The organism is Parafrankia sp. EUN1f (genome assembly GCF_000177675.1).
Taxonomy (GTDB): domain Bacteria; phylum Actinomycetota; class Actinomycetes; order Frankiales; family Frankiaceae; genus Parafrankia.
The window spans coordinates 1-11,317 of sequence record NZ_ADGX01000220.1 but is presented as its reverse complement, the minus strand read 5'-3'; the positions used below and the strand labels follow the sequence as shown (position 1 = coordinate 11,317).

Genomic DNA, 11,317 nt, shown 5'->3' with positions numbered 1-11,317 from the left:
TCGGGCGGCCTGGACTCGCCGAGCCGGTCACGCCGCCGGCCGCCGCCAGCCCGGCACCAGCGGTAGCGCCGGCACCAGCGGTAGCGCCGGCACCAGCGGTAGCGCCGGCACCAGCGGTAGCGCCGGCACCAGCGGCACCGGCACCGGCCGCGTTGCAGGCTCCGGCGCCCAGGGTCGCCGCAGGCGGTCCACTGGCGGCGCCGGAGCCTTCCGTGCTCTGCGCGTCCGGCTGGCTTGTCCCACCCGGGGATCCGGGCGACCTCCCAGGGCGCACCAGGCCGTGAGGATGGCCCAGACGGGCGGTTCACCCGGCCGTGTTGGCCGCGCCAGGCGGCGCGGCGTGGCCGGCTCACCCGCACCGGGCCGACCACGAGGATCCGGCCGACCACCAGGATCCGGTCTGCCACCAGGGCTCGGCCCTCTACCAGCACCGACGACCGCCCGACCGTCCGGACGGGACCGGTACCGTACGGTTTCGCGTGAGGATGTATGAACGTCGGGTCAGTCCCGACTACCGCCCTGGAGCCTGCTATCTCTGCCATCCCGGCCGACAGCGCCCTTCGGCCGGGTCTGTCCGACCCGGCCGGTGACCCTGAGCCCGTGCGGTCCCGGGGGCGGCGGTTCGGGGTCCGCCCAGGGTCGCCGCGGCTGCGTCCGGGCCAGGCAGGGCCGAGGCCGGACCGCGCGTCGCGCTGGTCGCTGGTCGCGATGTTCGTCGGCTTCGCCACGCTCTTCCTGCTGCAGGCACCGGGCAAGCTGACCGCCGACACCAAGCTGGACGTACCGCTCGAGCCGTGGCGCTTCATGGAGGCGGCCACCCATCTGTGGAATTCGACGTCCGACTTCGGCTACCTGCCGAACCAGTACGCCGGCTACCTGTTCCCGATGGGGCCGTTCTTCGGGATCGGGGACCTGCTCAACATCCCGCCGTGGATCACCCAGCGGATGTGGATGGCTGTCCTGCTCACCCTGGCGGCCTGGGGAACGGTACGGCTTGCCGAGGTGCTCGGGATCGGCGGCCACGCCTCCCGCATCCTGGCGGGGCTGAGCTACGCGCTGTCGCCGATGTTCCTCGGCAAGGTCGGCGCGACGTCCGTCGCGCTGGCCGGGGCGTCGATGCTGCCCTGGATGGTCGTGCCGCTCATCCTCGCGCTGCGCCCCGACGGCGCCGGCGGGGCCGACACCGGCCACCATGACGACGACAGCGGGCATGCCCGCGCACTGACCGCGGCCCGGTTCTCCCCGCGGCGCGCCGCGGCGCTGTCCGGCCTGGCGGTGCTGGGCACCGGAGGCGTCAACGCGACCGTCACCCTTTGTGTCCTGCTGTGCCCGGCGGTCGTGCTGGTGTTCGCGGGCGGTGGGCGGCGGGCCTGGGCGCTGCGGGGCTGGTGGTGCCTGTGCGTGGTGCTGGCGACGGCGTGGTGGGTCCTGTCGCTGATGGTCCAGGGCCGGTACGGAATCAACTTCCTGCCCTTCACCGAGACCGTCCAGACGACCACCGCGACGACCTCGGTCGGGGAGACCCTGCGCGGCGCCGCGGACTGGATGGCCTACCTCGCGCTGCCGATGGCCTGGCTGCCCGCGGCCAGGGAGTACGTCTCCAGCGCCGCGCCGATCGTCGCCTCCGCGCTGGTGGCCGGGTTCGGCCTGGTCGGCCTCGCCCGCCGTGACCTGCCGGCGCGACGGTTCCTGCTGGTCAGCCTCGCTGTCGGTGTCGTCGCGGTCTCCTCGTCCTACTCGGGTGAACCGGTCAGCCCGCTGGCGAGTGGCCTGCGCTCGCTGCTGTCGGAGCCCTTCGGGTTCCTCCGCAACGTCTACAAGTTCCAGCCGGTGGTGCGACTGCCGCTGGCGCTGGGCCTGGCACACATCCTCGCCGTGGCCGTGGCCTGGCGCCCCGGCCAGGCACCCGAGCCGGAACCTGGGCGCGATCCCCGCCGCGGCCGGCTGCGTGGCGGCGCACTGCTGCGGCGCGGCCGCGGCGTGTCCGGCCAGCCCGCGCGGCACGAGGAAACCATGCCGCTGGTGATCTCGCCGGCGGCCAGGGCCTCGGGCCGGACCGCCGGGGCGGCGAACGGCACGACCGGCACGGCCGGTGCGGCCGGTGCGGGCGGGGCCGCGTCCCGGCGCCGTGTCCTGCCCGTACTGGTGTCGCTGGCCGCGGTCGCCGCCCTGGTCGTCGCGATGCTCCCGCTGCTGCAGGGCAAAGGCCTGCAGCCCAGACCGTTCGACGAGGTTCCGGACTACTGGTCCGCGGCGGCGGACTGGCTCGCAGATCACCCCGAGAACGGACGCACCCTGGTGCTGCCCGGCGCCCCGTTCGGCGAGTACGAGTGGGGCCGGCCGCTGGACGAACCACTGCAGTGGCTCGCCGACTCCCCCTGGGGGGTGCGCAACCTGATCCCGCTGGGCGGCGTCGGCACGACCCGGCTGATGGACGGCATCGAGGACATGATGGCCACCGGCGACACGCCGGGGCTGTCGACGACGCTGGCCCGCGCGGGTGTGGGCATGGTGCTGATCCGCAACGACATCGAGATCAAGGACTGGGACATCCCGCCGTCCACCGATCAGCTGCACCGCTCGCTGGCGAGCTCGGGTCTGCAGCTGGCGGCGTCCTTCGGACCGACCACGGAGGCCCGCACCAGCTCCAAGGCGCGCCTGATCAAGTCGCTGCGCCGGTCGGAGGAGCGGGTGGCCGCTCTGGAGGTCTGGACGGTTCCCGAGGGCGCCCGCATGGTCCAGGCCTACCCGCTGAGCACCGGGGTCGTCGTCTCCGGCGGGCCGGAGGCGACCGTGCAGCTCGCCGACCAGGGCCTGCTCGGGCAGGACCGTGCGACCGTCCTGGCGAGTGACCTCGCCGAGGCCGACGAGTATTCGGCGGCGGCGGGCGGCTCCGACGCCGACCCCACGACCACCCTCGCGCCGATCGCCGACCCACCACCCGCCTCGAAGGTCATCACCCCGACGACCGCGCTCGCGGTGACCGACACGAACACGCGCCGTGACTTCACCTTCGGCATCGTGCACGACGGGACGTCCTACCTGCTGGGCCCGGACGAGAGCGTCGCCGGCGAGAAGGAGCCGCCCCGCCAGTGGAGCGACCGGCCGACGGCGGGCCACCAGACGGTCGCCGGCTACGCCGACGGGATGTCGGTCACCGCGTCGTCCTACGGCTACGAGCTGATGGCCGCCCCCGACTTCGCCCCGCAGGCCGCCGTCGACGGCCAGACGTCGACGTCCTGGACGGCGATGCGCCGGCAGGGCGCCACCTCGCAGGGGGAGTGGATCCAGCTCGACGTCGGCCGGGACCTCGAGGCGCCCTACATCGACGTCCGGCTGCTGGCGGAGGGGGACTGGCGGCCGGAGGTGCACGCGCTGCGGGTCACCACCGAACGCGGTTCCGTCGTCACCCAGGTCAAGCCGGTCGAGGACATCCAGCGGCTCGCCGTGCCGGCGGGGGAGAGCCACTGGTTCCGGATCACGCTGGAGAAGGTCACCAACGAGGGCGACCCGTCGCTCGGCGCAGGTATCCGCGAGATCGACATCCCCGGCGCGAGCTTCCACCGGTACGCGCAGACACCGTCCGACCTGACGAGCGCGTTCGAGTCCCTGAGCCAGGGCCTCGTCGCCTACTCCTTCGAGCGTTACCGGGTCGACCCGCTGCAGCCCTTCGGCGGTTCCGAGGAGCTGACGTTCGCGCGGAAGTTCGACTCCCCGCGCGAGATGACCTTCACTCTCAAGGGCACCGTCACCGCCCTGCCACCACCGGCCGGCTCGGCGGTCAACACCTCGAACGCGCCGCTGGTCATCCCCTGCGGGCAGGGCCCGTCACTGATCATCGACGGCGTCCGGTACGAGCTGGAGATCTCCGGCGTCTACAGCAACATCTCCACGGCCAAGCCGTTCCAGCTGAAGCTGTGCACCGACAACAGCCAGGTGAGGCTGGGCGCGGGTTCACATCTGCTGTCGGTCGACCTCGGCGGCTCCACCATGGTCGTCGACTCGATCAGCATGGTCGGCGAGAGCACCGCGGTGAGCGCGGAGAAGCCCCGGACGACGACGATCGGGCACTGGGGCTCCGAGCTGCGCACCATCGACATCGGCGCCGGCGCCGCCTCGTTCGTCTCGGTGCGGGAGAACGCGAACGCCTCCTGGACGGCGACGCTGAACGGCACGGAGCTCACCGCGGTGCGCATCGACGGCTGGGCACAGGGCTGGATCGTCCCCGCCGGCCAGGGCGGGACGATCGTCATCGAGAACCATCCCGGCCAGACCTTCCGCCGCAACCTGCTCGTCGGGCTCGGCCTGGTGTTCATCCTCGTGGCGATCGCCGTCGTCCCGGACTCTGTCGGCGCCGAGCGCCGGCGTCGGCGCCAGGAGCGCGGGGGTGGCGCCGGCCGCACCGACCGTCTGGACGATCGCTTCGCCCGCCTCAGCCCCGCCCGGCTACCCGGGATGGCGGCCCTGGGCCGCCTGCGGCTGCCGACCCTGTGGGCGGGCCTGGTGCTGGCGATGCTGGCGGTGTTCCTGGTCGCGGGCCCGGTCGCGCTGGCCGTCCCGCTGATCATCCTGCTTGGTCGGCGGCTGCGCTGGTTGCCGGGCCTGCTGGCACTGGCCGGCATGGTCGGCTCCGGAATCGTGGTGTCGACCGTTCCGGACGCCATCCCGTTCTCGGACGAGGGCGCGTTCAGCTGGCCGGCACAGGCCCTGGGCGCACTCGCCTTCGCCGCGACGATCTCCGCCTTCGCCCTGCGACCGGCAGCGCCGCGGCTGCGTGCCCCCGAGGATGCGCGAGAGGGACAACCGTCGAACGCGGTGGGCAACGGCGCGCCGCGGCGCTCGGTGGCGGGGGCTGACGCGCCCGTCGACCGGAATCTCGGGCGGTTCATGTCTGTAGATGATCATGCCTCCAGATCGCGGCTGCCCCGGCAGCCGTGGGGAAACGATCACAGGCCGAGCTGAAGGGTCGGATGGATGTTGTTCCCGCTGAGTAGGGACGTGCCGGGAGCGGAGTTCCAGCCCGGACGCGTGACCACGCGTCCGTGGAACCTGCTCCGCAACCAGGACGTCCACCGAGCCTCGGAGGGGCCGTCGGCCGCCCGGCAGCCGTCCTGTGTCGCGGCCATGCCCGGTGGCGGCGCCGCGGGCTCGCCGCGGGGCGTGGGCAAGAGGCGCGACCATGGCATCGACGGTGGTCGTGCCGACGGTGCTCGCGCCGGCGGAGGTCCGGGCCGAGACGGAGAGGGCGGCGACCGGGAACCCGCGGCTGCCCGGCCGTCGAGCGCCGGGCAGGGGCGGGCGCTGACTCTCGACGAGGAGCTCATCCTCGCCTCCGACCGCAGCCATTCACCGCTCACCGTCGGAGTGGTCGCCGAGACGGACGTCGCCATCCACGCGGCCCGGCTGCGGAGCTCGTTGTACCGCTCCCTGCGTAACCATCCGATCGCCCGGGCACGGCTCGCGGGCGGTCCCGGGACCGCGTCCGCCTGGGAGTTCCCGGCTGAATCAGGGCTACCAGTGGATCTAATATACGAGATTCACATCGGGGTGACGGACCGGCCGGGAGTGGACCCCGCGAGCTGGCGGGCGGTCGAGTCGTTGTGCTCGCGCCCCTTCGACCTGCGTCGGGAGCCCCCGGTGCGGCTGCTGCTCGCCCATCGGCCGCAGGGGGACGTGGTCGGGATCGTCGCCCACCACACCGCGCTGGACGGAATGAGCGCCCTGGCCCTGTTCCAGGAGATCCTCGCCGGCTGTGCGGTGGACGGCCCGGAACCTGCCGGCGGACGGCTGGCCCGGCGTCCGAGCCCCGCGTCGCGGACCCAGCAGAGAGCGTGGACTCATCACCACCTGCGGAACCAGCCGGGGCCGGCTCCCCGGCGCGAGGGGAACAGCCCCCAGCACACTGAGGACAGCCCGCGAGGCACGCCGTCCGTGGACGTGCCGGCAGCCGCGGCCGAGCCCGGTCCGCGCGCGGGATTCGCCGGATTCGATGGATTCGCTGGATCGACGGGATCGACGGGATCGGCGGGGTTCGTCGGATCGGCCGACTTCGGTGACGGACCCGGCCGTCGGCGGCTGGCACGGCATCTTGTTCCCTGCGGCCCGAGCCTCGCGCAGGGCTACGGTGTGTACCCAGTCGACCTGCCGGTGCCACGACCGCTGCTGCTGGCGGACGGACGGCGGATGACGGTCAACGATCAGCTGCTCGCCGCTGCGCATCTGGCGGCGGAGCGCTGGAACAGCGAGTGCGGACACCGCAGCGGCACCGTGCGGGTTCGCATGCCGATCGCCGCGCGGGACGCCGGCCCGGCCGAACCCCGTGAGCTGGGAAACCGGTCGGGTCAGGTCATGATCACCTCGACCGTGGCGGAACGACTGGAGCCGGTGCGGCTGGCCGCGGCGGTGGTGGATCAGACCGCGGCGGCGAAGGAAGGCCCGGGGGGCTGGGCCGGTACGCGGATGTCCGCGGCGGTGCGGGCCGTCACGGCGGCCACGCCCAGCTCGCTGCGGACAACGGTGCTGCGCGGCGGCGTGGCGCTGGCTCGCCCGTTCCTCACGCCTCACCTGGCGGTGAGCAACGTCGGGCCGGTCAACCTGCAGGCGGCGGCCGCGGCGGGCGGCCCGCGGATCAGGAGCATGTCCTTCATCGGCACCAGCGGCATGCCACAGGGTCTGCTCATCTGCGTGGCCGGCAACGGGGACCGCCTGCGGCTCACCTTCTGCCACCACCGGCGCCTGTTCGACCCCGCCGGGGTGGCCCGGTTCGCGGAGATCTACCAGGAGAGCCTGGCCGCACTGGCCACGGCGGTGTCAGAGCAGACATAGGCGGCGCTCGGCCACGCCGACCGACAGCCGCTGCCCCCAGGTGAGCGTGATCGTGTCGGACTCGATGCCGTCCCCGAAGACCACCAGGCGTTCGGACTCGACCCGTAGCTCGATGCGGGCCGACGCGGGAAGCAGGCCCTCGACCATGGCGGCGCCGGTGCTCGGTGACGGCCAGGCCTCCCGTACGAACCAGATCAGACCGGGGGATTCGGGGCCTGGCAGTGGCAGGCTGCTGCCGCGCTGGCGCCACACCGACTGGCACCAGCCGCCGCAGCCGGTGCCGGTCCCGACCAGCAGCCCCGAGGACGCCTGCCGCTCCAGGTGGACGGCGCCGGTGTGGTCCGGAGCGGCGAGCTCGTAGCGGGCTGTCTGGTGGGAGGCGTGGCCGACGTAGATCTCGTTGAGGGCGAGCAGCCGCTGACCGTCGTCGGACCTGGCCTCGACCATGGTCACCGTGCGGACCGCCGAGGCCGCCGAGGCCGGAGCGGTTACCGAGGCCGGCGCGGTCGGCGCGGTCGCCGCCATCTGGAGCAGGGCTCCCAGCTTGCCGACCGGGTGCCGGGCCAGCACCCCGGGATTGCGCCCGGGTTCCGGGTCGATGCCGATGACCGGCTGCCCGTCGAGGTACTTGGCCACATTGGCCACCAGCCCGTCCTGGCCGACGCAGACGATCAGGTCATCGGGAGCGAACAGGAAGCGGTCGAGGTCGGCGCGTTCCACCTCGCCGTGGCGCCAGTCGGCGGGGACGGCCGCGATCGCCGCCCGGCGGGCCGCGGTCACCGCGGCGTCACGCGCCCGCACCTCGGTGAGGTCACGCCCCCGACTGGCCAGGAAGAACGCGGCCTGGCCGGCGGTGCCGTGCCGTTCGAGCAACTCGGCGTACTCGGTGCGGCGGTGTACCAGAACGACTCGCGGGGCGAGTGTGGCCATCAGGCGCCACCGCCCGGGCGGGCGGTGCCGGCCAGCCGGGTCAGCAGCTCGCTCAGGACGTCCGGAGTGATCGTCAGCGCCTGGATGTCGGGGAGACCGCCGGCCAGGTCACGAACGGCCAGCGTCATCGCCGCCCGGTTGTCCAGGTCGCGCAGGGCTTCGACCCGCGCCCGCTCGGCGGCTCCCTCGGCCGCGCCGACCAGCTCGATCTCCTCGGCGCGGGCGGCTGCCGCCAGCCGGGTCGCCTCGGCGGCCCCGGCCGCCGTGAGGCGGGCGTGCTCGGCCTGTGCCTCTACGGCGATCCGTGCCGCGGCCGCCTTCTCCGTCGCGGTCCGCCGGTCGTTGGTGCCGCGCTGGGTGACCAGTTCCTCCTCCCGGCGGGCGAGCTCGATCTGGTTCTGCATCTCGTTCTCGGCGATCCGGCGCTCCTGTTCGACGGCCCGGGCGCGCCGGCCGTAGGTCGCCCGGTCGGCCTCGGTCTGCACCTGCTCCCGGGTGGGTGTGCGCAGCGCCTTCTCCAGCTCCGGCTCGGGGCGGATCGCGACGACGCGGACCCCGACGACCGCCACCCCGGTCTCGGCCAGCCGCTGGTCGCCCTCGAGCCCGGCCGCGATGCGCTCCCGGACGGCCGGCACCCCGTCGACCAGCGCGTTCGTCAGCGTGGTGCGGGCCAGCAGGTCGAAGGCGTGCTGCTGGGCGGTCTCGACGATCAGCCCACCGAGCTGCTCCAGCGGGTTCGTGCGCCAGGCGCCGGTCTCCGGGTCGATGCCGAAGTCGAGGCGGCTGACGGCCAGCGTGGGCTCGGCCACCCGGTAGGTGACGGTGGCCTGCACGGTGACGTCCTGGAAGTCGGCCGTGCGGGCGTGGAAGAGCAGCGGGAGTTCCCGGTCGTCCACCGGAACCTCGCTGATCACCGCGGTGCGCGGCTGGTACCAGAAGGTCAGCCCGACCCCCTCATGCCGGGCCCGCCCGCCGCGCAGGTGGCGGACGTACGCCGTCGGGGTGCCCCGCAGGTGGCGCAGGAACAGTGCGCGGCTGATGTCGGCCATGGGGGTCTCCTTGTGTTCGCGGCCGGTCTGACCGTAGGTGTCTCGGCCGGTCTGACCGTAGGTGTCTCGGCCGGTCTGACCGTAGGTGTCTCGGCCGGTCTGACCGTAGGTGTCTCGGCCGGTCGGCCCCGGTGTCGCTCGATCTCGTCGAAGTGACGATAAGGGGATGGGGTGGTTCTCGTCAATATGACGAGATTGCCGGTACAGTCGGCCGCGTGACTGCCGACGACAAGCCCGCGACGGCCCGCAGGCCGCCCACGAGCGCCGAGCCGCCCACGGATGCGCGGCTTCCCGCGGACGGCTTCGTCGCCTACGGGGTGACCGTCGACCTGGTGATCCTCACCATCCGGGCCGACCAGCTATGCGTGCTGCTGGTCCGGCGCGGCCTGGCGCCGTTCGAGGGCGCGCTCGCGCTGCCGGGCGGCTTCGTCCGCCCATGCGAGACACTGGTGGCCGCCGCACGCCGTGAGCTGGCCGAGGAGACCGGCCTGCGGCTGGCGGAGCCGACGTCCGGCGTGCACCTGGAACAGCTGGCTGCCTACGGCGCCGTCGACCGCGACCCTCGGGCGCGCATCGTGACGATCGCCTTCCTGGCCCTCGCTCCCGACCTGCCCGAGCCGCGGCCCGGTACGGACGCCGCGGCGGCCGAGTTCGTCCCCGTCGCCGCACTGGCCGCGCTCACCGGCACCGGCACCGGCCTGCCCTGCGGCGGCCCGGCCGGCGCGGAATCAGTCGCCGGAGCCGGCGGCGACGACGGTCCCGGTGCGGTCCTGGCTTTCGACCATGCGGCGATCCTGGCCGACGGGCTGGAACGGGCCCGGTCGAAGCTGGAGTACACCGCGCTGGCGACCGCGTTCTGCCCGACTGAGTTCACCGTGGCCGAGCTGCGCCGTGTCTACGAGATCGTCTGGGGCGCCCCGCTCGACCCGCGCAACTTCCACCGCAAGGTGACCGGAACACCTGGTTTTCTGCAGCCGGTGGGCGGGTCGACCGCCCGAGACGGCGGCCGGCCGGCGGCCCTGTACTGCCGGGGGACAGCCGAGATCCTCCACCCGGCGATGCGCCGCCCACCTCCGGCCGAAGCCTGAATCGGCGTGAGCCTTCCAGTATCGGGAAAGCTGCCGACGTGGGAGATGTCGCCCACGATCCGTCGATCTGCCTCCGGCGATCAGTTCGCGGGACGAGCAGGAGAGCACGAAGAGGGGCGAAGCTGATGAAACGCGATGAACTCGTCTCGACGGTCCGCGAGACCGGCCGGATGGACAGTGTCGAGCACGCCGAGACCGCCATCCGGGCCACGCTGGCGGTGCTCGGCGAGCGGCTGTCCGGCGGCGAGACCAAGGACCTCGCCTCGCAGCTACCGCCCGCGCTCGCCAGGGCGTTGCCGCCATCCGGCCGTGGCGAGCGTTTCGGGCTCGACGAGTTCTACCGCCGCGTCGCCGAGCGGGAGGGCGGTGGTTGCACCAGGGCGCATGCCCGGCAGCATGCCCGCGCGGTGGTCGCGGCGCTGAAGACGTCCATCAGCCCCAACGAGTTCGAGGATGTCGCCGGGCAGCTTCCCCACGGCTACGACGAGCTGCTGGGCCGGGAGCCGGTCATCCACTACTGAGGAGGCCGCCGTCGCCGCCAGACGTGCGGCCTGATCACGCCGGCTCCATGGTCACCGGCGAACGTTCGGCGAATTATCCTCGCCTCCCGTCGGCGCTTGGGATTGTTTCGGTCGGAGAAAATGACAGGGCTGCTCATGCGGCTGGCATTCCACCCTATGTACTCTCGTCGTTTCTCTCTGTGGTCGAGCTGGACGGAGTCGCGTACCGTGGTGACCATGAGCCGAGTGGTGCACATCCCCTACACCGTCGCGCAGGACGAGGACGGTGTCTGGTGTGCGCACGCCTACGTGGGCCGTACCGGCTGCAACGGGTTCGGCGGCACCCGGGACGAAGCGGTGGCGGACCTGAAGGACGCGATCGTGATGGTCATCGAGGATGACGGTGCGCCGGAGGAACTCGCCATCACGGTCGACGTGGCCTGATGCCGCCGGTACCTTCGCTTCCGGGCAAGGACGTTGTCAGGGCTCTGCAGAAGGCGGGATTCGAGCTCGTTCGGATCAAGGGCAGTCATCATCGGCTGCGTAACCCCGACCGGGCGGGCATCGATGTCACGGTTCCAGTTCACGCCGGGCGTGACATCCCGAAAGGAACACTCCGCCAGATTCTGGCGGACGCCGGTCTGACGGTCGAGGATCTCCAGAAGCTCCTGTAGTCCGCGGCGCGCCGGCTACGCTGCGATCGGTGCCACGCGGCCGGTGGGCGTACGCAGCCAGTGGGCGAACCCGACAAGCGGCAGAACGCCGGCGAAGATCGCGACCCCGGACCAGCCGTGGGTGTCGTAGATCGCTCCGGACAGCGCCGAGCCGATCGCCCCGCCGGCGAACATGGTGGCCAGGTACACCGCGTTCATCCGGGCGCGGGACTCGGGCCGGGTCGTGTAGATCTCGCGCTGCCCGAGGACCT

At 72.8% G+C, this 11,317-nt stretch carries 9 protein-coding genes; 6 read left to right on the top strand and 3 right to left on the bottom strand.

The genetic code is table 11. The annotated features are described in order from the left end of the window. Window positions 1–489 precede the first annotated feature (489 nt). Both FREUN1FDRAFT_RS35505 and FREUN1FDRAFT_RS45570 read left to right on the top strand, forming a co-directional pair. Window positions 490–4,962, top strand: a complete 4,473-nt coding sequence (locus FREUN1FDRAFT_RS35505) for an alpha-(1->3)-arabinofuranosyltransferase family protein (RefSeq protein WP_006545224.1) — start codon at window positions 490–492, stop codon at window positions 4,960–4,962. A 12-nt stretch (window positions 4,963–4,974) separates the two neighbouring features. Next, window positions 4,975–6,825, top strand: a complete 1,851-nt coding sequence (locus tag FREUN1FDRAFT_RS45570) for a condensation domain protein (protein WP_006545223.1) — start codon at window positions 4,975–4,977, stop codon at window positions 6,823–6,825. Here FREUN1FDRAFT_RS45570 and FREUN1FDRAFT_RS35495 read toward each other — a convergent pair. Further along, window positions 6,811–7,755, bottom strand: a complete 945-nt coding sequence (locus tag FREUN1FDRAFT_RS35495; protein WP_006545222.1) for a hypothetical protein — start codon at window positions 7,753–7,755, stop codon at window positions 6,811–6,813. The two genes, FREUN1FDRAFT_RS45570 and FREUN1FDRAFT_RS35495, sit on opposite strands and share 15 nt — an antisense overlap. Next, window positions 7,755–8,804 (bottom strand): SPFH domain-containing protein, encoded by a 1,050-nt coding sequence (locus FREUN1FDRAFT_RS35490; RefSeq protein ID WP_006545221.1) that lies wholly within the window; start codon window positions 8,802–8,804, stop codon window positions 7,755–7,757. The genes FREUN1FDRAFT_RS35495 and FREUN1FDRAFT_RS35490 overlap by 1 nt, the downstream gene beginning before the upstream one ends. Window positions 8,805–9,019: 215 nt before the next feature. Between FREUN1FDRAFT_RS35490 and FREUN1FDRAFT_RS35485 the strand changes: the two genes are divergently transcribed. The 4 genes from FREUN1FDRAFT_RS35485 (at window position 9,020) to FREUN1FDRAFT_RS35470 (ending at window position 11,066) form a co-directional block, all read left to right on the top strand. Further along, window positions 9,020–9,892 (top strand): NUDIX hydrolase, encoded by an 873-nt coding sequence (locus FREUN1FDRAFT_RS35485; protein ID WP_006545220.1) that lies wholly within the window; start codon window positions 9,020–9,022, stop codon window positions 9,890–9,892. 125 nt (window positions 9,893–10,017) lie between these two features. Beyond that, window positions 10,018–10,413, top strand: coding sequence for a DUF2267 domain-containing protein (locus FREUN1FDRAFT_RS35480; RefSeq protein ID WP_006545219.1), 396 nt, complete (start codon window positions 10,018–10,020; stop codon window positions 10,411–10,413). A 216-nt stretch (window positions 10,414–10,629) separates the two neighbouring features. Beyond that, on the top strand, window positions 10,630–10,836 hold the full coding sequence (locus tag FREUN1FDRAFT_RS35475; protein WP_035957192.1) for a type II toxin-antitoxin system HicB family antitoxin: 207 nt from the start codon (window positions 10,630–10,632) through the stop codon (window positions 10,834–10,836). Beyond that, the gene (locus FREUN1FDRAFT_RS35470; RefSeq protein WP_006545217.1) at window positions 10,836–11,066 is read left to right on the top strand and encodes a type II toxin-antitoxin system HicA family toxin; all 231 of its coding nucleotides are present in this window, start codon (window positions 10,836–10,838) and stop codon (window positions 11,064–11,066) included. The genes FREUN1FDRAFT_RS35475 and FREUN1FDRAFT_RS35470 overlap by 1 nt, the downstream gene beginning before the upstream one ends. Window positions 11,067–11,081: 15 nt before the next feature. Here FREUN1FDRAFT_RS35470 and FREUN1FDRAFT_RS35465 read toward each other — a convergent pair. Next, on the bottom strand, window positions 11,082–11,317 hold a 236-nt coding region (locus tag FREUN1FDRAFT_RS35465), incomplete at its 5' end, for an MFS transporter (protein ID WP_006545216.1).

What these genes read in the sequence shown, in the direction of transcription:
- FREUN1FDRAFT_RS35470 (WP_006545217.1), top strand. Translation starts at nt 10,836, where the DNA reads ATGCCGCCGGTACCTTCGCTTCCGGGCAAGGACGTTGTCAGGGCTCTG.
- FREUN1FDRAFT_RS35495 (WP_006545222.1), bottom strand. Translation starts at nt 7,755, where the DNA reads ATGGCCACACTCGCCCCGCGAGTCGTTCTGGTACACCGCCGCACCGAG.
- FREUN1FDRAFT_RS45570 (WP_006545223.1), top strand. Translation starts at nt 4,975, where the DNA reads ATGTTGTTCCCGCTGAGTAGGGACGTGCCGGGAGCGGAGTTCCAGCCC.
- FREUN1FDRAFT_RS35490 (WP_006545221.1), bottom strand. Translation starts at nt 8,804, where the DNA reads ATGGCCGACATCAGCCGCGCACTGTTCCTGCGCCACCTGCGGGGCACC.
- FREUN1FDRAFT_RS35505 (WP_006545224.1), top strand. Translation starts at nt 490, where the DNA reads ATGAACGTCGGGTCAGTCCCGACTACCGCCCTGGAGCCTGCTATCTCT.
- FREUN1FDRAFT_RS35475 (WP_035957192.1), top strand. Translation starts at nt 10,630, where the DNA reads ATGAGCCGAGTGGTGCACATCCCCTACACCGTCGCGCAGGACGAGGAC.
- FREUN1FDRAFT_RS35480 (WP_006545219.1), top strand. Translation starts at nt 10,018, where the DNA reads ATGAAACGCGATGAACTCGTCTCGACGGTCCGCGAGACCGGCCGGATG.